Source organism: Methanolobus mangrovi (genome assembly GCF_031312535.1).
GTDB classification, from domain to species: domain Archaea; phylum Halobacteriota; class Methanosarcinia; order Methanosarcinales; family Methanosarcinaceae; genus Methanolobus; species Methanolobus mangrovi.
Genome location: NZ_CP133594.1, coordinates 103,883 through 130,040, shown reverse-complemented (window position 1 = coordinate 130,040; position 26,158 = coordinate 103,883). Strand labels below are relative to the sequence as shown.

Genomic DNA, 26,158 nt, shown 5'->3' with positions numbered 1-26,158 from the left:
AAATTCAAGTTAACTAATAGAATCCCCGGATACAGACCTCATCCATCTTTTTAGCAGATGGAATTCTTTCTTCTCCAGTACATTCGGATCCACCTGTAAAACCATTCTTGAGCTGGATGCCATTATAGTATCATTCGTTTGCTCTATCAGTTTGACCACTGATAGAAAATCATTATCAAGTATCAAGTACTCCAGACCGTCCATTAAAATTACGCCATCGTCGACCTTATTCACAAAATCGGCTATCGTAGGATATATTTTGAAAAGTTCAGTTGAATCAATGGATTGCTGGCCATTTATCTTGTTCTTAGTCAGCCAGACAATCGGTGTCTTTGTGATACCATACATATTCCGAATCTTATCCGGGTTCTGCCTGGTAATACAAAGACCTGGTTTTCCACCCTTAACAAGCTCGGAGAATGCCTGATAACTTTGCTCAGGACCTTCACACTCGGAAAGATAGATATAACCACTTTCCAGCTCGACTATATTATTGTTTGTATCCTCTTCAACATCTTCAGTAAGAGGAGTGATGAATATTCCCCTTAGCCGGGAACGGTCCTGCAAGGCAACGATGAGACCCTGTTTTCCACCATCGTCCGTAAGAAGGGAAGTTGAAACATTCATTAACACTTTTTCACCATGTTTTGTGAAGAAGTCCATACCAAAATCTTTTTTGTCAGCAAATTCCAGCAGATCAGTTTCATCTGCAAAATTCCTTATAGGTCTTGCAATGAGCTCACCAACATCATAGCCAAGGAGGTCGGCTGCATTCTTGTTGGCTGTAACTATCTTCCTTTTGCCATCAAGAGACAGGATAGCTATAGGAGATGCTTTTAACAGATTATCCAGATATTCATTGGCCCGTCTAATTTTAGATTCTGCTTCAAGTCTTTCTGTAATATCCTCACCTGAAACAAGCAAACCATTTATGTTTCCCTCAGAATCTTTTATCGCAATATTGTTCCAGCTCATTATTCTTTTTTGCTGTTTGCTGTTGAGAAATGGTATTTCAAAGTTCCCGTTTTCGGTACTTCCGCGAGATAACAGGTTATTGAATCCTTCTTTGGCATCTTCCCTGAAAATATCAGGTACATAGCTATCAAACCAGTCATTACCAATAATCTCATCTTCACTGTAACCGAGAATTTCACTGCCTTTTCTGTTAATCAGCCTGACAATACCTTTTTCATCAAGAACGAGAAGCATTACTCCTGCAAGGTCAAGATAATTTTGTGCCTGATCCCTTTCAGCTATGAGTTCATCATGAAGTTTTTTTATTCTGAGAAGAGAACCTACCCTTGTTTTTATTTCAATCCTGTCAAGCGGCTTTGTTAAAAAATCATCTGCACCAGCCTCAATACCTTTTATACGATCTTCCAGGCTGGAGAGAGCTGTGACCATTATAATAGGAATAAAACGTGTCTTTTCAGAACCTTTTAGAGTTTTGCATACTTCATAACCGGTGATATCAGGCATCATCACATCAAGAAGGATTATGTCAGGGTTATGTGCCTCTACCTTTTCCAATGCCTCAATTCCACCTGATGCAGAAATTAGGTCATATTCGTGCATAAGGTAGGCTTCAAGCAGCCTGATATTCATTGATTCATCGTCGACTATCAGCACTTTTCCCTTTTTTTGTTCATCCATCCCGGTCACTCATAAAACGTTCTGTTGACATCTGATCCTGAATTGGATAAGCAGACATCGACGTTAAAAGGTAGTATAATATTTAATCTATATAAATAAACCCCGAAATTGCCTGCATTCCGACACATATAATTCTTCCAAAGTACAGAATTACATATGAGACCCGATGATTGGAAATTATCTTAATAAAAAAGACAGACAGCCTGAAATGATGGCGAAAGCTGCAACAGATATTCGCTATCTTCTGGAGAGAGGGTATCAAAGGGAAAGCTCCATCAGATTTGCAGGAGACCATTACCGTCTTGGCAGAAATGAAAGATACATACTTGCGCGTACGGTGTTTTCATCAGAGACATCCATGGAACGCAAGAAGAAAAAACTGAACTGTGGGGAGCTTAAAGGAAGAACAGTCCTGATAGACGGATACAATGTACTTATCACACTGGAAAGCCTGCTTAAAGGAGAAAGAACGTGGCTGGCAGATGATTCTTTTTTGAGGGATATCAGAGGAGTGTTCAGGAACCACTCAAATGATGATGTTACGTTTGAAGCTGTTGAGAAGATGTTATCTTTCGTTTCAAGATCAAAAGTAAAAGAAGCGAATGTACTGTTGGACACACAGATGAAGAACAGTGGAGAACTGGCAGCATTTATCAGAAAAAGAATGCAAGAACTGGAAATTACAGGAAGTGCCATGACATCACGACATGTTGACTATGACCTGAAGAACTGTTACATCTCAGATGTTGTAGCTACCGCTGACGGAATTATAATAGATTCTGTGAATAACGTGATTGATATTCCGGCCTGCATATCCAGAGAATAATGAAGGAAAATAATGCCAAAGTCTTAATTGTACATGAGCAATAAGTCTAATAATACAGAATACTTAAGGAAACCACATGAAAAAACTGGGAATAGTCGTCACTGACCCCGATGACTGGACTGCAGATGCACTTGTGCAGGAAGCCAGAAAAAGAGGTTTTGAAACTTTTTGCCTGAACCTTGGAAAACTGGAAACTTCCATAGGGAAAGATATTGAGCATATTGCAGATGGAGTTAAACTGTCAGGACTGGATGCAATTGTCATAAGGGACATGGGACCTGGCAAGAATGATGCCCATGTATTCCGTTTCGATGTACTTCAGGAACTGGAAGAAAGCGGGAAGATTATGATCAATCCTCCGGCTGCCATACAGAACGCGGCCAATAAGTTCCATGCAAGCTGCCTTATATCAAAAGCCGGAATTTCCACGCCTGAGACCTTTGTAAGCCAGGAAACTGAGACTGCCATCGACGTCATTGAAAAAATGAAAGATGCTGTGGTCAAGCCGGTTTTCGGGTATAAGGGATTAGGGATCAAACGCATAAAAAACAATAAAGTGATAGGACCGGACGGAAATGCAGAAAATACGACAGTTTATGATTTTCTTTCTGAATCAATAAATGAAAAAGGAATTGCTTATATACAGGAATTCATAGAAAATCCCGGACGGGACATTCGCGCATTTGTTGTTGACGGAAAGGTTATAGGGGCCATATACAGGAAAGCGCCGGATGGCTGGTGGTTAAATAACCTGAGTCAGGGTGGGACTCCGCAGAGATGCGAACTGACAAAAGAACAGGAAAAAATGTGTATTGATGCTGCTGGAGCCATTGGAGCAGTATTTGCCGGTGTGGATATTATCGAAAGTGATGATAGATGCTTTGTCCTGGAAGTAAATGCAACTCCTTCGGGAGCAGGCATCTATAAATCTCTGAATATCAATGTAGCAGAACATATAATAGATACTATCGAGAACAGGCTGTAAATGTCTGGGATCAGGAAGAACAATGACTGAATACAAACAATGTATTGTTATCAGGGATGACCTCAAGTTATCCAAAGGAAAACTTGCAGTACAGGTTGCACATGCTGCAGTCTCTGCTTCTGAATGGGCAGACCGTACAACTCTCGATAAATGGAAAGAAGGCGGCCAAAAGAAAGTGGTCTTGAGAGTAGCTACATTAAAAGACATGTTCCAGCTGAAAGAAGTAGCAAGGAGACAGGGACTTCCTACTGCACTTATACAGGATGCAGGACTTACCGAAATTGCACCGGGAACAGTTACAGTACTTGGCATAGGACCTGCAAAGGCTGATGAACTCGACAAGGTCACAGGAAACTTGAAGCTCGTCTGAGTTTTGGTCTTGCGTTCGGGCGGAAGTATAGCATGGTGAGAATGGAAAAAACGAGATGGGTGTTGCATGCAATACTACATGTATTACTGATAGCTGCAATCCTGTCTTCCGGATGCCTTTCCGAACCAATGGAAAAAGTAGGGGATATTTTCAATCCATCGTCTGTCAAATTGTTCCAGGAAGAGAATTATTACCAGATAGATGCAGATGAACTTACGACTCCGGTTATTCCAGTCCAGCCAATCTCCACGTATGAGAGCAAGCCAGATGACCTGTCAAATAATTTACCAGGTTTTGAGATTTCAAGCTACTATTTCTATACGGAATTTTACGAAGGAAGCGAGAGCGTTATCAGTGTGTATGTGAAAAACATGGGAAATACACCTGTTTACGTATACCAGTTTGGTTTTTCATTACTACCGGAAAAAGAACTTACTTCACAAGATACAGGCATAACCATACTTCCAGGGGAAGAAAAGAATATTGGAGTCATATCAATAGAGGTTCCGGAGAATGTAGAAGAACTTGAACTCCAGCCACATATGTCATTGCTCGCACAAACGAAATCTGACACCTGGCATGACTACGAAAATCAAGACTTTGAAGATATTACAATTGAAGTTTCTCAAAAGAAGAGTATGCAGGAACCGGAATATGTCTTTAACCCCGAAAGTATATTCAATCAGATCAATGATAAAATTGAGCCATTTGATGTGGAAGTGCGGACAATGGCTGCAGCGTCTGCAAAGAAATATCCCGGACAGTATAACATTTACCAGATATGTGCATTATTCGATGATACAAAAGAGAATATACAGTACATAAGCGACCCCAGAGGAAAAGACCTGTGGTCCACACCCGGTGACACATTAAAAGTAGGAGCAGGAGATTGTGATGACTATGCTATCCTTCTTTCATCACTGATAGAGTCCATCGGAGGGACTTCCAGAATCTACCTGACCGATACACACGCTTTTGCAGCAGTATACATAGGCAACAACACAGAAGAGATGGGAACTGCAATAGGAGAGTACTACGGCCCTGTACCAATATATTATACTACAGACGAGTATGGCTCATGGCTTATGATGGACCCAACATCCAGCATATATGCAGGAGGACTCCCGGGAGGAACAGCTCCAACCGATGAAGGATGGACCTTCCTCAATACTACGACAGTCACTGTGATTGATATTGCGCCCCAGAATTAGGATGATTACAAATGATACCAGAAGTCGAAAAAAAGATGGGAATTGACCTTTACTGTACACATGCCGATGGAATTGGAGGCATGCTGAGACAGGAACCAGATGATTTTATTGTCAATGAGATAACAAACAGGGAAGAAGGTGACAGCGGGAAGTACCTGATCCTCGAGATGACAAAAACAAACTGGGATATGCACCACCTCATCAGGGATATGTCACGCAAATTAGGCATCAGCCAGAAGAGAATCGGATTTGCCGGTACCAAGGATAAAAGAGCAAAGACCACCCAGAAGATCAGCATATATGATATCTCGGAAACAGATATTGAGAACTTCTACCTCAAAGATGTGGAACTCAAGGTCATAGGAAGGTCTAACAGGTCACTCGGTCTTGGAGACCTGTACGGTAATGAATTCCGCATCACCATAAGAGATATTGATCTTAAACCTGAAGAGCTGGAAAGAACCCTCAAAGAAACCACAGAAGAAATAAATGCTTTTGGCGGAGTTCCTAACTTTTTTGGAATTCAGAGGTTTGGAGCTATCAGGCCTATCACACACATGGTTGGAGAACAGCTTCTTAGAGGTGATTTTGAAAAGGCTGCACTAATATATATTGCGCAATCATTCCCGGATGAAACTGATGATGTGAAAGAGGTAAGGGACTATGTATGGGAAACAAGAGACTTTGCTGAAGGACTGAAAAACTATCCTTTACGTCTCAGATATGAGAGGGCAATGATGCATTACCTTGTGGAAAATCCAGGGGATTTCATAGGTTCCTTTAGCGTACTTTCAGAAAATATCAGCAGAATGTTCATACACGCATACCAGTCATATATCTTCAACCGTGTTATCTGCAAAAGGATAGAACGCGGGCTTCCCCTTGATAAAGCATGTCCCGGGGATATCATATGTTTCAAGAATAAGGAAGGTCTGCCAGATGTCACTAAAATGCAGAAGACCACTGAGGAAAATGTTGACGGCATGAATAATCTCCTTAAAAGAAGGAGGGCATTTGTAACAGCCCCTCTTGTAGGATACAATACTGAGTTTGCATCTGATGTACCCGGTGATATTGAAATAGATATGTTTAAAGAATCCGATATTTCACAGGAAGCTTTCAAAATAAAACAAATGCCTGTGCTTGCATCAAAAGGCCTTCGAAGGGAAATACTACTCTACTGTGAACCTGTATTTGAAACCGGAGAAGACGAACTGAATCCCGGAAAGAGTAAGGCAACACTCACATTTTCACTGCCAAAGGGAAGTTATGCAACAACAGTTCTCAGGGAATATATGAAAGTAGAACCGCTAAAAATGAGCTAAGCCCACACAAAGTGGGCATTATATTTTTATTTCTAATCCAAATTCGAGATTATTTTTTAAGCATTGCCTGGATAAAAGCCTTGAAAGGTGGTGACGGATTACCAGGGCGGGATTTAAATTCCGGATGGAATTGTGATCCGAAGAAGAACTTGTGTCCCGGAATCTCTGCAATCTCCATCCTATTCCTGTTCTTGCCGGAAAATACCATCCCACTGGCTTCGATCTTGTCAACATAATTCGGGTTGACCTCATACCTGTGCCTGTGACGTTCCACTATTTTGGATTGACCGTATATCTTCTCTGCAAGTGAACCTGGCTTAAGGTCTGCCTCGTAATCTCCAAGACGCATTGTTGCACCCATATCAACCACATTTTCCTGTTCAGGGAGTATATCGATAACAGGATAAGGCGTATTCTCATCGAATTCTGTGCTGTTAGCATTCTCAAGACCTGCCACGTTTCTGGCAAACTCTATGACAGAAAGCTGCATTCCAAGACAAAGACCAAGATAAGGAATGTTATTCTCCCTGGCGTACTGTATGGCCTTTATCTTACCTTCAGTACCCCTTTCCCCAAAGCCACCGGGGACAAGTATGCCATCATATTCTGAGAGGCATGATATTGTATCAGGCTCTTCCTCAAATGATTCTGCATTTATCCAGCATACTTCATAATTGACACCACACTCAATGGCAGCGTGCTTGATGGAAGCGCTTATACTCAAATATGAATCTTCAAGGTGAGTGTACTTTCCTACAATGCCTATCCTGACCTCACCCTTCAGATTGTGCATCCGGTCTACCATCTTAGCCCATGCATCATCCGATCCGAAGGAACTCAGCTCCAGATGTTTCATCAGGATATCAGTAAGCCCTTCTTCTTCCATCATCAAAGGTACTTCATAGATATCATCTGCATCATGAGCGCTTATAACCGCTTCTTCAGCTACATCACAGAAAAGGGAGATCTTGGATACCGTGCTTTCAAGCAATGGTTCCTGACACCTGGTCACTATGATGTTGGGTTTAAGACCAAGCTGTCTTAATTCTTTCACAGAATGCTGTGTAGGCTTGGTTTTCTGGTCACCCTGTGGGTCCATGGGTACAAGGGTCACGTGAACAAAAGCGAGATTCTCCTTTGGCTCCTCCCTGTGCATTTGCCTTACAGCTTCCAGGAAAGGCATACTCTCAATGTCACCAACTGTACCGCCCACCTCGATCAAACAGATATCAGCGCCACTCTTTGCAGCAACTCTGCGAATCCTGTCCTTTATCTCATTTGTTATATGAGGGATTATCTGCACGGTCTTTCCCAGGTACTCGCCTCTGCGCTCCTTGGAAATCACAGATTCGTATATCTTTCCGGTCGTCAGGTTGTGCTCTCTTGTAAGTTCCGTATCCAGGAAACGTTCATAATTCCCAAGGTCAAGGTCTACCTCGCCTCCATCTTTAAGAACATAAACCTCACCATGCTGGAAAGGACTCATAGTACCTGCATCTATATTGATGTAAGGATCGATCTTTATAGCCGTAACTTTGTGTCCCTTGTTCTTCAGGTTACGCCCAATAGAAGCAGTAGTAATTCCTTTTCCAAGCCCACTCATTACTCCGCCGGTCACTATGATGTATTTCATATTATTCACCTTGATTATCTTTTAGATTTAGGAAGTCTTAGTAATAGATAAGCCATAAAATATGTCAGTAAAATGGAATATAATATAGATTGGTAAAAGCCAAAGAACTGTCCAAAATCAATAGACAGCACTATAGCAGCAAGGACAGAAACTAATAGCAATATCATAACTGCCTTGAAAATATTAAGTGAATGAGGAGCAGCAAGACCTAAAGCAGATCTTATCATTTCAAATGATATAGAAGGAAGCTGAGCACTCCAATGTTCTCCTTCATACATACTGGAAGAAGAAGGTTTAGAGGACCTTACTGGTTTTGATGGGGCTGGTTTGTATAATGACTCATCAACATCTACAGAGAAACTTTTGTCATTTGGACTCTGGTGACCCAGATTCAGGTTAAATCCCTGCCTCTTTGAACCGTAACCTACAGTAATATATATCTGGCCTTTACTATAGAGCCTTCCATCATAAGGTATTCTTGCTATCAACGGGATATATTCCTCATGTTTGACATAAGGATTGTCTTCCAGAACAGTAATATTTTCCCTGATAGAGTCACTTACGGATAAATTGACATGTGTAGGTGCACCATAGTTGATCAACACAATTTCAAAACTACGTTCCTCACCAGGAGACAAAGGTAACTCGACGGTATCCGTTTCGAATTCCAGTGAATTTACACCAAGTCTGTTAATATGAACCTGTTGCAATTGAATTTCCTCACAAATTTCATTCCCTAAGATCAGGAGGAAGCATATTTGGGATACCCTCCTCTATAGGGTAATATTCATTGCAGACAGAACAGTACAGGGTGCCCGATATAACCTCATTGGCATCTTCCTTTTCTATGTTTAGGATAAGATCTCCTTTACATACAGGACATGCAAGAATATCTATAAGGTTCTTTTTCAACTCGATCACCACCTTTGAATATGTTACAATCAATATAAGGTTTTTCTATTGCAGAACCTGAAACAATATTGCAACACTGATAGTTCTATGTATGAGTTTTTGAAAAGAAGAGATAGTTTAATTTAGTTCCTTGCCCGTACAATAATCCATGTTTTCCATTTTCCTTAAGGTACTGGACTTTGCAGTTCCTATACTGATAATGATATTCGTAGGACTTTTCGGAACCGGCGTCCTTATAGAACTTGGATTCATGCAGAAATTTTCAGGACTTGTCAGGCCTCTTTTCAAGTACACGAACCTTCCTGATACATGTGCCTCATCTTTTATGGTAGCATTGGGCTCTACAGTAGCTGCAAACAGTATGGTAGTGAATTTTAAAGAAGGAGGATGTATCAATGAAAGGGAAACTATGCTATGTGCATTGCTTAACAGCACACCGGCATATATCAGGGAAATAGTAACCTACCAGATACCCATAGTTCTTCCGGCACTTGGTCCAGTAGTTGGAGGGTTCTATGTAATGGTATTCATATTGACTGCAATTGTAAAGGTAAGTGCTGTACTAATACTCAGTAAGATCTTCCTCAAAAAGAACAGATGCATGTATGAAGATAATATTTCATCAAAGAAGGTCTCCCTGAAAGACGCAATCAAAAAATCCCTGAAACGTAATCGTAAACTTTTCACCAAGATAGCGATAATATATCTTTCGATGACCACACTGGTGTTTATTCTCAAGGAACGAGGTGCTTTTGAAATATTTAATGTGTTACCTCTTGCCGAGCTGTTTGGAATACCGCCTGAAAGCATTGTACCCCTAACCAGCTATGTTGCAAGCCCCATTCTTGGAATTTCACTGCTTGGCCCCATGATAAGCAATAACGGGATATCATATATCCAGGCGATGATAGTGCTCATGCTGGGAAGTATGTTCATGCTCCCGGTATTCAGCATCAGGACACTATTACCACGTTATATATCCATATTTGGTCCACGCATAGGAATCAGAATTGTAGCATTTTCTACAGGAATCAGTATATTCGTCAGGTTTTGCATTCTGCTAATTCTTTTATCTATAGCATAAAGAACAATTTTCACTTATTTTCTCAAATGTAAAATTATGTAGCGAGTGCTTACATTTTTAAAGTCAGTATTATCAAGTATTTATATATCAATTGTATTGAATATTTACATGAGGATGCATTTTTTTTGCTTTTATTGTTGTTGCATAGTATAAATTGCACAGCCTGTAAGATGTGGTTATTTCAAAAAGGAGTAGAAAATAGCCTATTAACCATACAAAAACAGAATATGGAACAAACAATAATTTAATATATTATATTATCCTCTATATAATAACGTGGAGATACAATCCGCTTTATACTAACGTGCAGTGCAATTTTTGCACATATTAAATGATACCAAAAACTGGAGATATGAACAAAATGGTAAAAGTAATGATTGTGGACGATGCTGCCTTTATGCGTATGGTCATCAAGGACATATTAACAAAAAATGGCCATGAAGTGGTTGGCGAATGTGTCGATGGGCTTGATGCTGTACAAAAATACCCACAGCTAAAACCAGAACTGGTCTTTATGGATATTGTCATGCCAAATATGGAAGGAATTGATGCTCTTAAAAAGATAATGGAAATGGACTCTGCTGCAAAAGTAGTGATGTGTTCATCCATAGGACAGCAATCTGTTGTAACTGATGCACTCAAAACCGGAGCTCTTGACTTTATAGTTAAGCCTTTTGATGCAGCAAAAGTCCTGGAAGTAATTGGAAAAGTAATCTAATATGACTATCAATGCACTTGTAGTCGATGACTCCGCACTCATGCGAAAGGTAGTCTCAGATATCCTGAAAGAAGATCCTGAAATAAACGTAGTAGCTACTGCCAGAAATGGGCAGGAAGCTATTGAGAAAGTTGAAAAATTCAGGCCGGATGTAGTAACCCTGGATGTTGAGATGCCCGTGTTGGACGGATTACACGCTTTGGGATATATCATGAGCGAATGTCCCACACCAGTTGTCATGTTGACAGCGGTCGACTCCAGGTCAGCAGAGAGTACACTAAATGCGTTTGAGTATGGAGCAGTTGACTTTATACAAAAACCATCTGGAAATATTAGTCTGAACATTGCGGATATTGCTTTAGAGATCCGTACTAAAGTAAAAATTGCATCAAAAGTGGACCTGAAAAAACTCGGGTTCATGGAAGAACACGTGAAAAATGCACGTGAAAATGAAGGAAAAACTTTGCCCACTAAACAAAAGAAGCAAGTTATCCCGAAGAACAAACACCATGCAAGAGGAAAAATTATTGCAATTGCATCATCAACAGGCGGACCGCGTGCACTTGAACAGGTTATTCCAAAATTACCAGGTAATCTCAAAGTTCCTGTGGTAATAGTCCAGCATATGCCTGCAGGCTTTACAGCATCACTTGCACAAAGACTGGATGTACAATCACAATTGACAGTTACTGAGGCAAAAGAAGGAGATGTGCTTCATGCAGGACATGCGTATCTTGCACCTGGAAACTATCATATGGAGATTGTCTCAAAAGAATCCGGCGGCGTTTACCATGAAGTGATCAAACTTAATCAGAATCCCCGGGAACAGGGAGTAAGACCCTGTGCAAACATACTTTTCAAATCGCTGGTGCCTATATATGGAGCAAACATCGTAACTGCCGTTTTGACAGGGATGGGAGCTGATGGAGCTGACGGAGTCGAAGAGATAAAGAATGCCGGAGGAAAAGCAATTGCTGAGGATGAAAAATCCTGTGTTGTCTATGGCATGCCAAAAGCAGTAGTACAGCGAGGTCTTGCAGACAGTATTGTTCCTTTGGAAAAGGTCTCGAATGAAATTGTACGAATGCTGAATTCATCTGGTGATTAAAATGTTTTTGCAAAAGGATAGAAGATCATTATGATCTTAGGGTTGGTGTGACCATGGATATGTCGGAATATAAAGAAATATTTAAAGCAGAATCAGAAGAACATCTGCAGCAACTTAATGATTCATTACTGGGGCTTGAACAGAACCCCAATGATCTTGAGTACATCAATACCATGTTCCGTTCAGCACATACTCTGAAAGGAATGTCAGCAACAATGGGATTCAATACCATTGCAGAGCTGACACATGAAATGGAAAATTTAATGGACATGGTAAGAAAGTCACAGCTGGCGATTAGTAATGGTCTTATAGATATTCTCTTTGAATGTCTGGATACTCTGGAAGCGCTTGTTGCAACTGTGGATAGCGGAGAAACAGTAAATATTACATCCCTACAGGCCACACTTGTAAGAGCCATGGAAGGAACAATAGCTACCGGCGAGATAACATGTTCAATAGCTGCAAGTACCAGTACAATTGAAAATGATATCGGTAGTGAATTACAGTCTGCAGTAAAGATTGCCAGTGAGACTGACATCGAACTTTCTGAAGCTGAAAAACAGGCAATCGAATGTGCTGCACAGGATGGGAACAGGGTTGTATCCTTAAAAGTTACCCTTGATGAATCATGTGTGCTTAAATCAGCTAGGTCAACGCTTGTACTTATCAATGTTACAAAGATGGGAGAAATTATAAAGTGTGAACCCGGGGAGGAACAGCTTGAAGATGAAAAATTCGATCTTGAGTTCACAGTCATATTTTCTACAAAAGCTACTGATGAAGAGATAGTTGGAAACATAACGAAAATTTCAGAAATCAAAAATGTAGTCCCCACCACAATTTCCCAGAGCACCCAGAATGATAAAATAGACCATGACAAAAAAGAGAACGATGAAGAAGTACATCAAAACAGTTCCAGTGTCAAAAGGTCAGATGCGGTCAAAAGCATACAAAGTGTCAGGGTTAATATTGAACGGCTTGATAACCTGATGAATCTGGTTGGAGAACTTATCATAAACAAGATAAGGTTAAACCAGCTTGCCTCTGACCTTAATGCAAAGGATCTGGATGAATCACTTGCAAACCTTGACCGCCTGACAAACGAGATACAGACAGAAGTCATGGAATCAAGAATGGTCCCTATCGACCAGATCTTCAGCAGGTTCCCACGAATGATAAGAGACCTTGCAAAATCAGAGGGTAAACAAATAAACCTCATCATCGAAGGAAAAGAGATCGAACTTGATAGAACTGTTCTGGATGAAATTGGGGACCCACTCGTCCATCTTCTGCGTAATGCCGTTGACCATGGAATCGAATCAGAGGACGAGCGTAGAAAAATAGGGAAGCCTGTTGCAGGTCTTGTCAGGCTGGCAGCTTCACGTCAGAGAAATAGTGTTCTGATAGAAGTGGAAGATGACGGAAAAGGAATGGACCCTGCTACTCTGAGAGATATAGCTGTTAAGAAAGAAATAATGAGCAGGGAAGAAGTTGATAAGCTTTCAGATACAGATGCCCTGAACCTTATTTTCATGCCTGGATTTAGCGGGGCTAAAGCTATTACTGACATCTCCGGAAGGGGAGTCGGTATGGATGCTGTCAAAACAAAGATTGAGTCCCTTGGCGGAAGCGTAAAGATCAGTTCAGTACCCGGCCAGGGAAGCATAATGAAACTGCAGCTACCATTAACAGTAGCCATTATTCAGTCACTTATGGTCACTGTAGCCGATGAAACATACGCCATTCCACTTGGCAATGTTATTCGTGATGTTGGGATAAAAGCCAGCGAAATAAAGACCATAGAAGGTAAAGAAGTTGTTCTTCTGAGAGGCGAAGTACTTCCGTTGTTGAGATTGCATGATGTTCTGGATTGTACGGAAGAACAGGAAGAGAAAAAGACTCTAATCGTTGTTGTTGTTGAAAAAATGGGAAACAACATCGGGTTGGTAGTTGACAGTCTTCTTGGCCAGCAGGAAGTAATAATTAAAACACTTGATAATAAAATTTTGAAAAACATAAGAGGATTCGCAGGTGCAACTATCCTAGGAGATGGAAGTGTCGCATTGATCCTGGATATTGCTACATTAATCTAAATATGAGGGAATAACATGGCAGAATTGGACGAAATGGCAAAAGGAGCATTTCAAGAAGCAGGAAACATTGGAATGGGCCATCTGGCTACTTCACTTTCAAAGATGGTGAATAGGGACGTAAAGATAGATATCCCTGTTGTTGAAATGCTTACTCTTGATGAGATAATTGCAAAGAGCAATGAAGAAGGGAAGAACAAAAGTGTAATAGGAATACACCTCCACATGTCCGGTGATGTGACTGGTGGAACTCTTATACTGCTTCCTAAATTTTCCGCACTCTCATTTTCTGACCTACTTATGAAGAAATCCATAGGTACAACCACAAAGATAGAGGAACCACAGATTCGGAAACTGCGTGAAATGGGATTAAATCTCTGCAGTTCCTACATGAGGGTTGTCAATGAATTCCTTGGAATTGACCTGAAAATAGGCGATCCGAGTATTGAAGTCAATATGGAAGGAGTAGGTGACTTCATTAAAGCACAGATTGGAACTCTTGCTGATCAATTCATTGTTGTTAAAGGAGAATGTTTCATACCCTCTACAAATTCAAAGAACGAATTCAACATGCTTTTTGAACCAGGTGCTACAGACGTAATAATGGCAGCGGTCATGAAAAAGATGATGGGATAAGATGAACAGTGCCCACTTTGCTCTGGATATCGGAACAAGGACTGTAGTTGGCCTCATTACAGAGGATGAGCACCTCAATATCAGGGCTGCGTGCATTCATGAACATAGTGAACGAAGCATGCAGGATGGACAGATACATGATGTTGAAAAGGTCGCTAAAGTCGTAGATACAGTCAAAACCGATCTGGAAAAGCAAATCGGGCATAAATTATCCAAAGTATCAGTTGCTGTTGCAGGAAGAGCTCTGAAGACATCGAATGTAAAAATCTCGGTGGAAATACCCTACAGAGAAATCACAGCTGAAGACATTTCTGAACTGGAATTTGAAGCTGTTGCAAGAGCAAGCAACGAACTTGGAATAGATGAAGGGTTTAACTGTGTAGGATATTCGGTTGTCAGCTATGAACTCGACGGCCAGAGGATATCCAACATAGTGGACCAGAAAGGAACTCATATTTCTATAGAAGTGCTTGCAACATTTCTTCCGGAAGCTGTTATCAACAGTATGTTTGCAGTTCTGAACAAATGTTCCCTCGAAGCATCCAGTGTTACACTTGAACCAATAGCTGCATTGAGCGTTGCTTTGCCTACCGATATGCGCAAACTCAACATTGCGCTTGTAGATGTGGGGGCTGGTACATCGGATATAGCGATAACTGACAATGGAACTGTCATCGGATATGGAATGGTTCCGGAAGCAGGGGATGAAATTACTGATTTTATTTGTGACCATTACCTTGTGGATTTCAAAAAAGGCGAGATGATTAAACAATCCCTTACCAGTAAAGAAAATATAGAACTCGAAGATATTTTCGGCATTACATCAGAAGTTCCTGTAAGCCAGATAATCAACGACATAGAAAATGAAGTTGACAAACTGGCACTGCACATTTCAGAAGAGATCAAATCACTTAATTCCAGGACACCAAGAGCTGTTGTCCTTGTAGGCGGAGGATCACAGACTGCCGGACTTAAAGAACACCTGTCAAAACATCTGGAACTGCCCATACAAAGGATCGGCTCCCGTCTTCCTAAGCAGATTGAAGGATTTTCAGACAGCACGGGAAAAGTCAATGGTGCTGATATGATAACACCTCTGGGAATTGCCAGAATGGCTATCCTCAAGCAGGGCATTGAATTTATAGATGTTTCAGTTAACGGTTCGAACATTCATCTAATGGATGTCAACGGACTGTCTATAATGGATGCACTTGTCGTTGCAAAGGTGAAGAGACTCTACCCACGCCCCGGAATGGCCCTTAGTCTAAATGTTAATTCTGAATTCCTTACCATTGAAGGAGAAATGGGAGAACATGCAAGAATATTGCTTGATGGAAAGAAAGCAGCCCTTGGAGATCCTGTTCACAAAGGTGCAGTTATTGAATTTACAGCTCCTTCGGACGGAAGGGATGCACGTGTGAAGGTAAAGGACCTGATCGATAAATTGAGAATACCGTCCAGTGTTAAAATCAATCTCAATGGTAAAAATCTGGAACAGCTGCCTTTTGTAAGGATTAATGACAAAACAGCATCGATTGATGAGAGTATACCTGACAGGTCACGGGTAATTATCAGACCTGCCTGTTTACAGGATATACTGGAACAGGAATTTAATTCAGAGAATGCTGAGAAGACCAGCATCATTGTAAATAACCAGATACGATACTTTGAGAAAATAAGATATATTGTAAGACTCAACGACAGGATTGTAGATATATCTGAACTTTCCACCCATGTCATTGAAGATGGTGACGTCATAACCGTAGAAAGAACCGAGTTTGATTATACCCTGGAAAAAATTATGGGCAAACCGGAAGAAGGCAAAAGGATCAGTGTACTTCTCAATGGTGAAGAAGTAATATTCAACGGTTCCCAGGCACAGATCACCCTCAATGGGAAAAAAGCAAAGCTTTCTGAAAAAGTGAATGACGGAGACACTGTCATATTTAAAAACGGGGAAGAAGCCGACCCTATTCTTTCAGATCTATTTGAATTTATGGATATTAGGAAGGAGGAACTTGTAGGCAAGAGCATGAGGCTTCTTGTGAACAATGTTCCTGCCAGATTCACAACCCCACTGAGAGATGGAAACAATGTGACTATAGAATTTGTAGAGGGATAAAATGCTTGAAACCATTCAAAAAAGGGACGAAGATTACGAGATGTTGAAAATACTGATACAGAAGAAACTTGGTTTTAATTGTGAACAATATAAGGATTCACACTTTAAAAGAAGGATCGATGTCAGATTGCGTGCAACTAACTCCAAAACATACAAAGATTATGTAAAACTGCTTCAAAGCAACGACAAAGAATATCCTGAACTGATGGAAACACTGACTGTCAATGTTACCAATTTCTTCAGGAATGCAGAAGTATACGACATCGTTGAAAAAGAAGTGCTGCCTGCCATAATCAAAGCGAAGAATACGGGACTTCGGTCTATACGCATATGGAGTGCAGGCTGTTCTATTGGCGTAGAAGCATATTCAATTGCAATGTTGCTGCACCACATACTTGGTGATGACTTTAAGAAATTCAATATAAAAATTACAGGTACTGATATTGATAAGGAAAGTCTCTTGAAAGCCCAGAAAGGTGTTTACTCAACTATAGAAATGAAAGATGTAAGACCTGCTTTCCTTAACAAATACTTCACAAAGGAAGGTAACAATTACGTAATCTCTGATGAACTGAAAAATATTGCACAATTCAAAAAGCAAGACCTTATTTCAGGACCTAAAATGAATGGTTTTGATGCCGTATTCTGCAGGAATGTAACCATATATTTCCAGAAGGAACTGCAGGAACAGCTCTACATGGATTTCTATAATGCACTGCTGAAAGATGGATTTTTCGTAATGGGTAAGACCGAGACCCTGATAGGACCATCTAAAGATATGTATAAAGCTTACAACTCAAAGGAGAGAATCTACCAGAAATGACATCGGATACTCTGTTAAAAGTGACAGTATCTAAAATGTGATTCAGGAGCAAACACATGAAGTACAAAATATCAAACCTGACTGAGTTACAGATCAGTGCATTAAGAGAAGTTGTCAATATAGGCGTTGGTAATGCTGTCACTTCCCTTTCAAAAATGATCTCAAAAGAGATTAAAATAGAAGTTCCGGGACTTAAAGTAGAATTAATAGAGAAAGTACCTGATTTTGCAGGCGGGGCTGATAAAGTTGTATCAGGAGTGATTATGCATGTAGAAGGTGATGTGGAAGGATACATAATGATGATGCTTCCCCAGGAAGCCACTGAAACAATATGCAAAACGATCACCAACGAGGAGGAGGTCGATATTATGAGTCCTCTGAACCAGTCCCTGATAGAAGAGGTTGGAAATATCCTTGCAGGATCCTATGTCAGTTCACTTTCTAATTTCCTGGGACTGAACATTAAATTATCACCACCTATGCAGACATTTGACATGCTCGGTGCCATAATAGATCACATACTCATTGAAATGAGTCAAAAAGCAGAGCATGCACTTCTTTTTGATACTTTGTTCATGATCGAGGGCAATAGAATGAATGGTATATTCCTTACCTTGTTCGACCCTGATTCAATGGATATTATACTTGAGCGTATTGACAAGATGATTTGACAGGAGTGAGATGAATGAATATAGTACTTGATAAATTCTATTACGATGCATTGAACGAAGTGGGAAATATAGGGATGGGAAATGCAACAACTGCCCTGTCACAGCTTGTAGATAAATCAATAAACGTAAGCAGTTCAGCCCTTACATTGCTCAGTGTGCGGGACATCAGTAATGACGAGAACAAAGACAGGATGGGAGCAATTGTAAGAGTAATGGGTGAAATGAACGGAGGATTCATGCTCATCATAAGAAAGCGCCATTCTGATGCCTTATCTGACATGCTGCTCAAAGACAACACTTCCGAAGAGGACACTTATATGAAAACTTCAGCATTTATTGAAGTTGCCAATATTCTCGCAGGAAGTTATTATAACGCTCTTTCGAAGTTCCTGAATCTTTCAATCATACCTTCTATTCCCATAATATCCGAAGGAAGCTCAAATGAAATATTCTCTAAAGCAAAAATGCATATGAATGGGAAAATAGAGCATATTTTCGGCCTGACTACCCTTTTTGAAGTTGCAGGTGAAGATGAATACCATAGCCTGAGCGGTGACATGTACATGTTGCTTGATTCAGCTTCATTAAAATCCGTACTTGAAAGGATAGAAGAAATGCGTACGAGATAAGCATGATAATAGTGGGAATGGCTGATAGTGCAGTGGCGAAGAAGCCTACAAAGCTGACTACCCTTGGATTAGGGTCATGTGTAGGTATTTCCCTCTACGATAAAAGTACATATATTGGCGGGATGGTCCATATTATGCTCCCGAGTATCGATCAGGCAAGATCAAAAGAGAATATGGCTAAATTTGCAGATACAGGCATACCTTCCCTTCTTGATAGTATGGTTGATGAAGGTGCATATAAGCACCGCATCACTGCCAAAATAGCAGGTGGTGCAAGCATGTTCTCATTCAATTCCAGCACCCAGCTAAATATCGGCGAGAGAAATATAGCAGCTACGAAACAGGTGCTAAAAGAATTGAAAATACCCATTATTGCTCAGGATACAGGACTCAATTACGGGCGTACTATAATACTTGACACTGAAAATGGAGAGCTTACTGTCAAGAGTGCGATCAAAGGCATAAAAACATATTGATATATATATAATTAGATTAATAATTGCATGTGACATAAAACATAGGTGGCAGCAGGATGTTAACTCCCGATATAACAATAATACACATTATTTTCATTTCCATATCAATGGCATGTGGATTTGCAGCCATATATTACTGGGTGAAGATATACTATGAAACAAAAAAGGGATCTATTGCCTGGTTGCTCCTTGCACTTACATCCATATTCCTTATCACATCAGCAATATTCCCCTCCATTGCCATCAGTTCACAGGACACAGATATTACTGAAATGATATTCCTGTTTTTAGGATTCTGGAGTGTTGTTTACATTGGAATCTTTGCTGCTGCTGGTTTTTTGATGTTTCAGGCTTTCAGAACGATACCAAGGGAAAAACTTGGAGATTATCTCATAGAAGGAATGGTATTCACAAAATCGCTACAATCTGAAGAAGATATCGATAACATTGCGGAAGTAGAACAGATATCCACGTTGTTCAACAGATCCACATTGATAGAGTACACACCAAAAGCCAGATATGAGGACTCTGTTATCGAGATCTGTCTGCGTCTTTATGGAGAAATGGTCAATACGGTTCTTGTATCTACCCAACCACGTACAGCCATGTACAAGGAAAAGATAGGGGACCTCATGGATATAGGCGCAATGAAATTCATAGAGATATCATCTACAAGCAAACAGGTAACTAATGAAGACGGAATTATCAAACTGCCAACGGATGAGCTTGATAAATTCTTCGAACTCACAAGCAAGCTTCCAAAAGGCTGTGCAGTGATCTTTGAACCTATAAGCCAATTGCTCCTCACTGCAAGTGATAAAGATATCTATGAATTCATGTCAGAAATGGTTGAAAGGTTTGCAACAAATGAATTACTTCTTGTTGGAATGATCAATAAGAGTGCACATGACGAACAGACAGTATCCAGGATTGAAGGTCTTTTCTTAAACCTTGCTGAGGAAGAAGGGACAAAGATTCGCCTCATTAAAGGTGGAAAAGAGGAATATATCCGATTCTACGTTGGTGAGAAATTCTTCATGGATCAAAATGTGCAAGTTAAACTGGTATAATAGCAGGAATGAATAAAATGGATAAAGAACTGGACAATTTTATAATAGATGCTTTCAAGGAAATTGGAAGCATAGGGATGGGAAACGCAACCACGTCCCTGTCTAAACTGATCGAGAAACGCGTCCAGCTCAATCTGTCTGATGCCCGGCTGTTTGAACCATCTGCCATCATTGATATGATACCGGATTCGATAACCATGACAGGTATAATGATACCAGTCCGTGGAGATATCAATGGTCTTGTAATGTTATTATTTGAATTCGGAAATGCTGTTTACCTCAGCAAATTACTATTACAGAGTATTGAACATGATGAAGATCCAAGTATCTATGAGTCTGCACTTCTTGAAACCGGAAATATAATCGCAGGTTCATATCTGGATTCACTCTCATCTTTCCTGAACCTTAATATAATGCATTCTGTACCTGATATCAGTCTGGGGCCTATTAAGGATGTTCTCAACAAAGGAATATCCATGATGGGGAATGAGCCTGCAAATATATTGAATCTTGAAACAATGTTTATGGTGTACTCCTCTGAGAAAGACGCTGGTGCCGGAACTATCTACGGAGACATGTTCCTTTTGCTTGACTCGCACTCACTTGATAAAATACAAAGTTCGATCCGTAATATGTTGGGATAACTTTGATATCTAATATTAATGAAGTAATTAATTTCAATGGTTGATCTTTATGAAAAATATCTGGACACAGCATCTGGAACGATCAGGTACAAAGGATAGTGATAAAGGAATTGCGTTCACTGAGATGCTGCATTCACTTGTAAGAACAGGAATAAACACAGACAATCCTGCATCAACCACATTCTTCCTTTCCGGAAATATCACTTCAAATGATCTATCTTATTCCTTAAAAGAAGGTAAGAACATTGCTTCAGTTAAAAAAGACAGGAAACCTGTGCTAAGCGGCGGGATTAAAACTTCATATCCAGCAGAGACTGAGATTGTTGTATGGACAGCAAAAAGCCAGAAAGGATACGAACTTGGACTTGAATCTTTAAGTAAAGATTATGTCAGGCTTCTTATGGCCGAAGACGGACATTTTTTTCTCAGATACGATGTTGCAGGGGAGAGCCCTTTTGAGATGACTGTAAAGTCAGAAAATGAAGCTATGCAGATAATAGAAGAAGATAACCTAACCACTGAACAGTTGTATCCGGAAAATCCTGAATTGAAATGGATTAAAATAACTTTACTTTAATATAATACAGTGAATTCAATGGTAAAGATTAAAAACTATAACAGCAATTAATATATAAATATAGTGTATTTACTACGTAAACTCAAAATGATAAAGGAGACCCATAATCATGATGGACATTGCAATATATTCACTTGTTGATGATATGGTCAGCAAAGCAGGGACCGAAGGTGTCGTAGAATACTGGCTTCGCGTAGGTGAAAGTTATGCTGAGAGAATGGGAAAGGAAGCATACGTCGGATGGCCAGCTTTTAACGTGGCAATGAAAGATGGAAGGACATCACTAACAGTCGAAGGAGCAGTCAATGTCCAGACAGATCTTGCCATCACTGACAAAGACGGAGATGTCATTGGATATGTATACGCTTTAAAAACATGCCCTATGGCACCTACTATGGGAAGGTACATTTCCAGAATAGGACCAATACCTGATTCTGACACAGATGTTGCAGATAGTTACAACAACCGTATCAGAGACTCAGCCGTTTCAAATTACTGTATAACACACCAGAAATTCAGAGAAGTTGCAGCAAACAATATTACTGTTGCAAAACAGGCACTTGAATGCCTGCAACTGGCAAATAAAGGAATGACCGGTGAAGTGAAGATGGTACCTGAGAACCTTTCCAGGATCAATGTGGATGAAAGACACATTAAAAGCATACTGCGTAATGCGTCCTGTGTTTTTGCCCTTATTGTCAAAGGCAAGAGTGCAGGTGAAGAGATAATCGATTAATGGTGATCATATGGCTGAAAATATAGGCTCAAATCCTTTTGTTGATGTATCAGTATATCTTTTCTTTGAAGATATATCGGATAAACAAGGTGTAGAAGGTTTTACCAATTACATGGTAGGCCAGGCTGAATCTCTTGCAAAATCAGTACCTGAAGAAGAATACAAGACATGGGATGATTTTACAAATGCTGTTGTGAACGGGGAATCTGTTCTCTCATCATTTGAAAGTATCGGACAGATCAGCAAGTATGGATTTGTTACCAAGGTATGCCCATTCTCCAATGCCATAAGAGAATATATCAAGCGTATCGGCAATTTCAATCCTGTGCACATGGAGGCAACAGACCACTATAACCACACCATACAGCCTTCTGCCGCGCACAGTGCATGTATGATGCACCAGACCTACCGTAAAGAAGTGGCAAAGAGAATCAAGATAGATGGAAAACCCCTTCAGTATGCTCAAATAGCAGCAAAGGCATACACCGGAAAGATAGCACTTCCACCAGAATCATGGAAGAAGGTATTACTGGAAAAGGCAGGAATATCCGAAACCCAGGGATTCATGGAAATGAGAGAGAACAGCTGTCTTTACCTGCTTTACGTTGAAGAATAAGAATAGAGTTGGTTTAGAGCTGGTAGAGTAAGGTTTATACCACTCTAAAACCGATTTCTATTGATGCACCCTATAATCATTTTTGTTTTTTCCCTTTTAATTATACTATTCCTTACTGCAAGATTGAGGATACATCCTTTTTTAGGCCTTATTTTAACATCTGTTATCACCGGTGTACTTGCTGGTGAAGCAACCGGAACAATTGAAGCGATTACAAGTGGAATGGGAAAGGTCTTCTCAAATTTCGCCATAATCATTGCCGCTGGTAGTATAATCGGACTTATTCTACACAGGACCGGGGGAGCAAGACTCATTGCCAGCGATGTCATAAGAATATCAAGGAAGCCACTGTTCGGATTAAATATACTTGGATTCATCTTCGCAGTACCGCTTATGTGCTGCATTCTTGCTTATGTGATTTTCGTTCCGGTGGCAAGGGAAATTAAATTAAAAGAGGGGGTTCCAAAGGTCCTGACAGCATCAGTACTGGTTTTTGGAACACTGGCATCATATAACCTGGTCTATCCTTCTCCGGTCGTCTATTCTGCAGTATCAGAATTGGGTATCAATAATAGCGATATACTAATTCCCGGAATGATCATTGCATTTATTGTTTCAATTGCAGGTTACCTTTATGCTTTAAAATTCTGCAATGCAGGAGATATGAGCAGTTTCATAATTGACACTGAAACAGAAAATGAGGACATAAAGCTACCAGGCAGAATTGCCGCCTATTCACCAATTACCATTCCTGTTGCACTAATCCTTGCAGATGTGTTCACAAATATAGCCCTGTTTGATATTATGGGTGAACCCGACATGGCACTGCTCATCGGAGTTGTCATGGCGATATTCTTTGCTTACAGACAGTACACTTTTAACTCTGTCAGGGAATGGGTTGAAAAAGCGATCAAAAGAAGTGGAGTGGTTATTCTGGATATGTGCGGAGGTGGAGCCCTTGGTGCCACTCTTGCAATGACAGGCGTTGGACAGGAAATGGGAACCCTCCTTTCAGGACTACCTTTACCTGCGATACTCGTTCCATTCCTCATTGCAGTTGCCATACAGAGCGTACAGGGTTCCCGTGTGGTTACTATGCTGGTTGCACCATCAATTGTGATACCGCTTGTCCCGTTTCTCGGACTGCCACCTGAGATCGTGCTTTTTTCTATGGCATCAGGAACGTTCCTTATCTCACATTTCAACGATCCGTTCTTCTGGATATATAAGGATCTGGCAGAACTGGAGACTTCCGAGGTTCTGAGAAGTTATACACTGGGTGGGGTTGTGATGGGTATTACCAGTCTGATGCTCACAGGTGTAGCATATCTGCTGTTTTACTGAGAAGGGGAAAAAAATAACTTAAAAGTAAACTAATCCAAAAAAGAAAAGAGCTGACCGGCAAAGCCGGTCTTCTATTTTAATACTTAGTGATGTGCGTGTGCGTCTTCAGCCTTCTGTTTTTCCCATGCTTCATGTGACTCGTTTATTGAAACGAGACACTTCTTGCAGAGCTGTACTGTGTCTTCCTCAGCACCTTTTGAAAATGAAGGTCTGCTGATTGTTACATCGTAAAGCTGTGCAATTGCACTGCAGAAGTCACATTTGCCTGCTGTACCGCAGCTTGGTGATTCGGCCTGTGCATCATGAGTTTTCTTTCCAGCATTAAGGCATCCTTCACAAAGTCCCTGCCACATACCATGCGGGTAGGAATGCTCGTACTTTGGCTTGAATACCCTTACCGGAACTACTGTTGGAATTCCGACTCCACAAAGATCACAATCTGTCATTTTACATACCTCCAACGAGTACCTTTGCTGCTTCCATTGCCCAGTAGACAACTGGTTCGGACCAGAAACCTATTGCAAGTACACCGATCACTGCAATGATCATTGCAACGGTGTATGGTAATGGTTCTGAAACCTTCTCACTGTCTGTTGGAAGGAAGTACATGTACTTGACGATCTTTGCATAGTAGCCAAGTGAAATTGCACTGTTAAGTATTGCAATTACTGCAAGCCATACAAATCCTGACTGGATGGTTGATGAGAACAGAATGAACTTGCTCATGTAACCTGCTGTGAGCGGGATACCTGCCAGTGCAAATACGAACACTGTCATTGAGAGAGCAGTTACCGGCATTCTCTTTCCAAGACCTCTGAAATTGTCAATGTGGTCTGGGTCAGTTGAATCCTTGTTCTCGGAGAGTACCATGTATGTCACAGCTGCTGTTGCAATGAAAGCTCCTGCCTTCATGAAACCGTGTGACAATGCATAGAATATACCACCGCCAAGTGCTATTGGTGTGAGTACCACAAATGCCATTGTGATGTAACCTGCCTGTGCAAGTGAGGAGTATGCAAGCATTCTCTTTACACTTGTCTGCTTAAGGGCTACCATATTACCGTAGGTCATTGTGATGACTGCAAGTATTGCAAATGCGATCTGCCATTCAGCCTGAAGTGCTATGAGTGCAACCACAAATACCTTGAGAGCTGCTACGATACCCATCTTCTTTGAGCCTGCTGCAAGCAGTGCGGATACTACTGATGGTGAACCCTGGTATGTGTCAGGTGCCCACATGTGGAATGGTACAAGAGCGATCTTGAAACCGAATCCTGCCAGCAGGAGAACCACTGCTACAAGTCCCATTGGACTTTCTACGAGCACACTTGCGTTTGCTGCAATTCCAGGGATACTTGTGGTTCCTGTTGCTCCGTATACATATGATATACCAAGGAGCATAAGTGCTGCTGAAAGTGAGCCTATGATGAAGTATTTCATGGCTGCTTCCAGTGACTTGGCATTCTTCTTCTCAAAGCCTGCAAGTGCATAGGTTGCAAGACTTGCAAGTTCGAATCCAACGAAGAGAACCATGAGGTCGTTTGCAGATGCAACGAACATCATACCGATCGTTGCGAAGAGTCCGAGTGTGAAGAACTCTTCTGTGTGACTGTTTCCTTCAGTGTACTTGATACCTGAGATCGTAAAGAGTAATGCGACCACAAGGAACACTATCTTGAAGAACTGTGACAGGGCATCGATAGATACCGTGTCATTGAATACTGTTGCTTCGGTCCCGAGACTTGAGACTGTGAAGAACAGGGCAACCAGAACACCAAGTGCTGCAAGGTAACCAAGGATCTTCTTAGAGTCTGTCGGAATGAATAAGCCGATAAGCAATACTGCCAGTCCTGTGACCACAAGGGAAAGTTCAGGTGCGAATAACATTAGATCCATACC

The 26,158-nt window shown here is 40.8% G+C and carries 27 protein-coding genes; 21 read left to right on the top strand and 6 right to left on the bottom strand.

What is annotated here, in order from left to right:
• Positions 1 to 9: 9 nt before the first annotated feature.
• The gene (locus tag RE476_RS00690; protein WP_309308236.1) at positions 10 to 1,653 is read right to left on the bottom strand and encodes a DUF835 domain-containing protein; all 1,644 of its coding nucleotides are present in this window, start codon (positions 1,651 to 1,653) and stop codon (positions 10 to 12) included.
• A gap of 166 nt (positions 1,654 to 1,819) precedes the next feature.
• On the opposite strand from RE476_RS00690, the gene RE476_RS00685 reads away from it, so the two are divergent.
• The 5 genes from RE476_RS00685 to truD all read left to right on the top strand — a co-directional run bounded on the left by RE476_RS00685 (position 1,820) and on the right by truD (position 6,370).
• Positions 1,820 to 2,479: a DUF434 domain-containing protein gene (locus RE476_RS00685; protein WP_309308234.1), complete on the top strand. Its 660-nt coding sequence runs from the start codon at positions 1,820 to 1,822 to the stop codon at positions 2,477 to 2,479.
• Positions 2,480 to 2,555: 76 nt separating this feature from the next.
• A complete protein-coding gene (gene mptN, locus RE476_RS00680) occupies positions 2,556 to 3,464 on the top strand; it encodes a tetrahydromethanopterin:alpha-L-glutamate ligase (RefSeq protein WP_309308232.1) in 909 nt (302 codons plus the stop codon).
• Positions 3,465 to 3,486: 22 nt separating this feature from the next.
• On the top strand, positions 3,487 to 3,834 hold the full coding sequence (gene pth2 / locus RE476_RS00675; protein ID WP_309308230.1) for a peptidyl-tRNA hydrolase Pth2: 348 nt from the start codon (positions 3,487 to 3,489) through the stop codon (positions 3,832 to 3,834).
• A 41-nt stretch (positions 3,835 to 3,875) separates the two neighbouring features.
• Positions 3,876 to 5,045: a transglutaminase family protein gene (locus RE476_RS00670; RefSeq protein ID WP_309308228.1), complete on the top strand. Its 1,170-nt coding sequence runs from the start codon at positions 3,876 to 3,878 to the stop codon at positions 5,043 to 5,045.
• Between the two features lie 11 nt (positions 5,046 to 5,056).
• Entirely contained in the window at positions 5,057 to 6,370 is a 1,314-nt protein-coding gene (gene truD / locus RE476_RS00665; protein WP_309308226.1) for a tRNA pseudouridine(13) synthase TruD, read from the top strand.
• Positions 6,371 to 6,419: 49 nt separating this feature from the next.
• Here the strand turns inward: truD and pyrG are convergent, their stop codons facing one another.
• Genes pyrG through RE476_RS00650 form a run of 3 tightly spaced genes read right to left on the bottom strand, consistent with a single transcriptional unit; the run spans position 6,420 to position 8,924 of the window.
• Positions 6,420 to 8,003 (bottom strand): glutamine hydrolyzing CTP synthase, encoded by a 1,584-nt coding sequence (gene pyrG, locus RE476_RS00660; RefSeq protein WP_309308224.1) that lies wholly within the window; start codon positions 8,001 to 8,003, stop codon positions 6,420 to 6,422.
• Positions 8,004 to 8,017: 14 nt separating this feature from the next.
• Entirely contained in the window at positions 8,018 to 8,713 is a 696-nt protein-coding gene (locus RE476_RS00655; RefSeq protein WP_309308222.1) for a DUF7524 family protein, read from the bottom strand.
• Positions 8,714 to 8,732: 19 nt separating this feature from the next.
• Positions 8,733 to 8,924, bottom strand: a complete 192-nt coding sequence (locus RE476_RS00650) for a methytransferase partner Trm112 (protein ID WP_309308220.1) — start codon at positions 8,922 to 8,924, stop codon at positions 8,733 to 8,735.
• Positions 8,925 to 9,063: 139 nt separating this feature from the next.
• Between RE476_RS00650 and RE476_RS00645 the strand changes: the two genes are divergently transcribed.
• The 16 genes from RE476_RS00645 (at position 9,064) to RE476_RS00570 (ending at position 24,259) form a co-directional block, all read left to right on the top strand.
• Positions 9,064 to 9,999 (top strand): nucleoside recognition protein, encoded by a 936-nt coding sequence (locus RE476_RS00645; RefSeq protein WP_309308218.1) that lies wholly within the window; start codon positions 9,064 to 9,066, stop codon positions 9,997 to 9,999.
• A 361-nt stretch (positions 10,000 to 10,360) separates the two neighbouring features.
• Positions 10,361 to 10,717, top strand: coding sequence for a response regulator (locus tag RE476_RS00640; protein WP_309309535.1), 357 nt, complete (start codon positions 10,361 to 10,363; stop codon positions 10,715 to 10,717).
• 1 nt (position 10,718) lies between these two features.
• Entirely contained in the window at positions 10,719 to 11,825 is a 1,107-nt protein-coding gene (locus RE476_RS00635; RefSeq protein ID WP_309308216.1) for a protein-glutamate methylesterase/protein-glutamine glutaminase, read from the top strand.
• 53 nt (positions 11,826 to 11,878) lie between these two features.
• Entirely contained in the window at positions 11,879 to 13,918 is a 2,040-nt protein-coding gene (locus tag RE476_RS00630) for a chemotaxis protein CheW (protein ID WP_406600970.1), read from the top strand.
• A gap of 15 nt (positions 13,919 to 13,933) precedes the next feature.
• Entirely contained in the window at positions 13,934 to 14,551 is a 618-nt protein-coding gene (locus tag RE476_RS00625; RefSeq protein ID WP_309308212.1) for a chemotaxis protein CheC, read from the top strand.
• Position 14,552: 1 nt separating this feature from the next.
• Entirely contained in the window at positions 14,553 to 16,673 is a 2,121-nt protein-coding gene (locus tag RE476_RS00620) for a cell division protein FtsA (protein WP_309308210.1), read from the top strand.
• Between the two features lies 1 nt (position 16,674).
• Positions 16,675 to 17,496 (top strand): CheR family methyltransferase, encoded by an 822-nt coding sequence (locus RE476_RS00615; protein WP_309308208.1) that lies wholly within the window; start codon positions 16,675 to 16,677, stop codon positions 17,494 to 17,496.
• Between the two features lie 56 nt (positions 17,497 to 17,552).
• Entirely contained in the window at positions 17,553 to 18,167 is a 615-nt protein-coding gene (locus tag RE476_RS00610) for a chemotaxis protein CheC (protein WP_309308206.1), read from the top strand.
• Positions 18,168 to 18,181: 14 nt separating this feature from the next.
• Entirely contained in the window at positions 18,182 to 18,796 is a 615-nt protein-coding gene (locus RE476_RS00605) for a chemotaxis protein CheC (RefSeq protein ID WP_309308204.1), read from the top strand.
• 2 nt (positions 18,797 to 18,798) lie between these two features.
• Positions 18,799 to 19,272, top strand: coding sequence for a chemotaxis protein CheD (locus tag RE476_RS00600; protein ID WP_309308202.1), 474 nt, complete (start codon positions 18,799 to 18,801; stop codon positions 19,270 to 19,272).
• A gap of 56 nt (positions 19,273 to 19,328) precedes the next feature.
• Positions 19,329 to 20,342: a DUF3795 domain-containing protein gene (locus tag RE476_RS00595; protein WP_309308201.1), complete on the top strand. Its 1,014-nt coding sequence runs from the start codon at positions 19,329 to 19,331 to the stop codon at positions 20,340 to 20,342.
• A gap of 17 nt (positions 20,343 to 20,359) precedes the next feature.
• On the top strand, positions 20,360 to 20,986 hold the full coding sequence (locus RE476_RS00590) for a chemotaxis protein CheC (RefSeq protein ID WP_309308200.1): 627 nt from the start codon (positions 20,360 to 20,362) through the stop codon (positions 20,984 to 20,986).
• Between the two features lie 49 nt (positions 20,987 to 21,035).
• Positions 21,036 to 21,563 (top strand): hypothetical protein, encoded by a 528-nt coding sequence (locus tag RE476_RS00585; protein ID WP_309308198.1) that lies wholly within the window; start codon positions 21,036 to 21,038, stop codon positions 21,561 to 21,563.
• Between the two features lie 109 nt (positions 21,564 to 21,672).
• On the top strand, positions 21,673 to 22,299 hold the full coding sequence (locus RE476_RS00580) for a hypothetical protein (RefSeq protein ID WP_309308196.1): 627 nt from the start codon (positions 21,673 to 21,675) through the stop codon (positions 22,297 to 22,299).
• A gap of 10 nt (positions 22,300 to 22,309) precedes the next feature.
• Positions 22,310 to 22,915, top strand: coding sequence for a hypothetical protein (locus RE476_RS00575; RefSeq protein ID WP_309308194.1), 606 nt, complete (start codon positions 22,310 to 22,312; stop codon positions 22,913 to 22,915).
• Positions 22,916 to 22,978: 63 nt separating this feature from the next.
• Positions 22,979 to 24,259 carry a GntP family permease gene (locus tag RE476_RS00570; protein ID WP_309308192.1) on the top strand — a complete coding sequence of 427 codons (1,281 nt, stop codon included), beginning with the start codon at positions 22,979 to 22,981 and terminating at the stop codon, positions 24,257 to 24,259.
• Positions 24,260 to 24,342: 83 nt separating this feature from the next.
• Here RE476_RS00570 and fpoO read toward each other — a convergent pair whose 3' ends face one another.
• Together fpoO and fpoN are read right to left on the bottom strand one after the other, a co-directional pair.
• On the bottom strand, positions 24,343 to 24,705 hold the full coding sequence (gene fpoO / locus RE476_RS00565; protein WP_309308190.1) for a F420H2 dehydrogenase subunit FpoO: 363 nt from the start codon (positions 24,703 to 24,705) through the stop codon (positions 24,343 to 24,345).
• Between the two features lies 1 nt (position 24,706).
• Positions 24,707 to 26,155, bottom strand: coding sequence for a F(420)H(2) dehydrogenase subunit N (fpoN, locus tag RE476_RS00560; protein WP_309308188.1), 1,449 nt, complete (start codon positions 26,153 to 26,155; stop codon positions 24,707 to 24,709).
• Positions 26,156 to 26,158 lie beyond the last annotated feature (3 nt).

Bases quoted from the DNA above. Each gene is read 5' to 3' on its own strand.
- RE476_RS00690 (WP_309308236.1), bottom strand. From the start codon at position 1,653: ATGGATGAACAAAAAAAGGGAAAAGTGCTGATAGTCGACGATGAATCA.
- RE476_RS00685 (WP_309308234.1), top strand. From the start codon at position 1,820: ATGATTGGAAATTATCTTAATAAAAAAGACAGACAGCCTGAAATGATG.
- mptN (WP_309308232.1), top strand. From the start codon at position 2,556: ATGAAAAAACTGGGAATAGTCGTCACTGACCCCGATGACTGGACTGCA.
- pth2 (WP_309308230.1), top strand. From the start codon at position 3,487: ATGACTGAATACAAACAATGTATTGTTATCAGGGATGACCTCAAGTTA.
- RE476_RS00670 (WP_309308228.1), top strand. From the start codon at position 3,876: ATGGAAAAAACGAGATGGGTGTTGCATGCAATACTACATGTATTACTG.
- truD (WP_309308226.1), top strand. From the start codon at position 5,057: ATGATACCAGAAGTCGAAAAAAAGATGGGAATTGACCTTTACTGTACA.
- pyrG (WP_309308224.1), bottom strand. From the start codon at position 8,003: ATGAAATACATCATAGTGACCGGCGGAGTAATGAGTGGGCTTGGAAAA.
- RE476_RS00645 (WP_309308218.1), top strand. From the start codon at position 9,064: ATGTTTTCCATTTTCCTTAAGGTACTGGACTTTGCAGTTCCTATACTG.
- RE476_RS00640 (WP_309309535.1), top strand. From the start codon at position 10,361: ATGGTAAAAGTAATGATTGTGGACGATGCTGCCTTTATGCGTATGGTC.
- RE476_RS00635 (WP_309308216.1), top strand. From the start codon at position 10,719: ATGACTATCAATGCACTTGTAGTCGATGACTCCGCACTCATGCGAAAG.
- RE476_RS00630 (WP_406600970.1), top strand. From the start codon at position 11,879: ATGGATATGTCGGAATATAAAGAAATATTTAAAGCAGAATCAGAAGAA.
- RE476_RS00625 (WP_309308212.1), top strand. From the start codon at position 13,934: ATGGCAGAATTGGACGAAATGGCAAAAGGAGCATTTCAAGAAGCAGGA.
- RE476_RS00620 (WP_309308210.1), top strand. From the start codon at position 14,553: ATGAACAGTGCCCACTTTGCTCTGGATATCGGAACAAGGACTGTAGTT.
- RE476_RS00615 (WP_309308208.1), top strand. From the start codon at position 16,675: ATGCTTGAAACCATTCAAAAAAGGGACGAAGATTACGAGATGTTGAAA.
- RE476_RS00610 (WP_309308206.1), top strand. From the start codon at position 17,553: ATGAAGTACAAAATATCAAACCTGACTGAGTTACAGATCAGTGCATTA.
- RE476_RS00605 (WP_309308204.1), top strand. From the start codon at position 18,182: ATGAATATAGTACTTGATAAATTCTATTACGATGCATTGAACGAAGTG.
- RE476_RS00600 (WP_309308202.1), top strand. From the start codon at position 18,799: ATGATAATAGTGGGAATGGCTGATAGTGCAGTGGCGAAGAAGCCTACA.
- RE476_RS00595 (WP_309308201.1), top strand. From the start codon at position 19,329: ATGTTAACTCCCGATATAACAATAATACACATTATTTTCATTTCCATA.
- RE476_RS00590 (WP_309308200.1), top strand. From the start codon at position 20,360: ATGGATAAAGAACTGGACAATTTTATAATAGATGCTTTCAAGGAAATT.
- RE476_RS00585 (WP_309308198.1), top strand. From the start codon at position 21,036: ATGAAAAATATCTGGACACAGCATCTGGAACGATCAGGTACAAAGGAT.
- RE476_RS00580 (WP_309308196.1), top strand. From the start codon at position 21,673: ATGATGGACATTGCAATATATTCACTTGTTGATGATATGGTCAGCAAA.
- RE476_RS00575 (WP_309308194.1), top strand. From the start codon at position 22,310: ATGGCTGAAAATATAGGCTCAAATCCTTTTGTTGATGTATCAGTATAT.
- RE476_RS00570 (WP_309308192.1), top strand. From the start codon at position 22,979: ATGCACCCTATAATCATTTTTGTTTTTTCCCTTTTAATTATACTATTC.
- fpoO (WP_309308190.1), bottom strand. From the start codon at position 24,705: ATGACAGATTGTGATCTTTGTGGAGTCGGAATTCCAACAGTAGTTCCG.
- fpoN (WP_309308188.1), bottom strand. From the start codon at position 26,155: ATGGATCTAATGTTATTCGCACCTGAACTTTCCCTTGTGGTCACAGGA.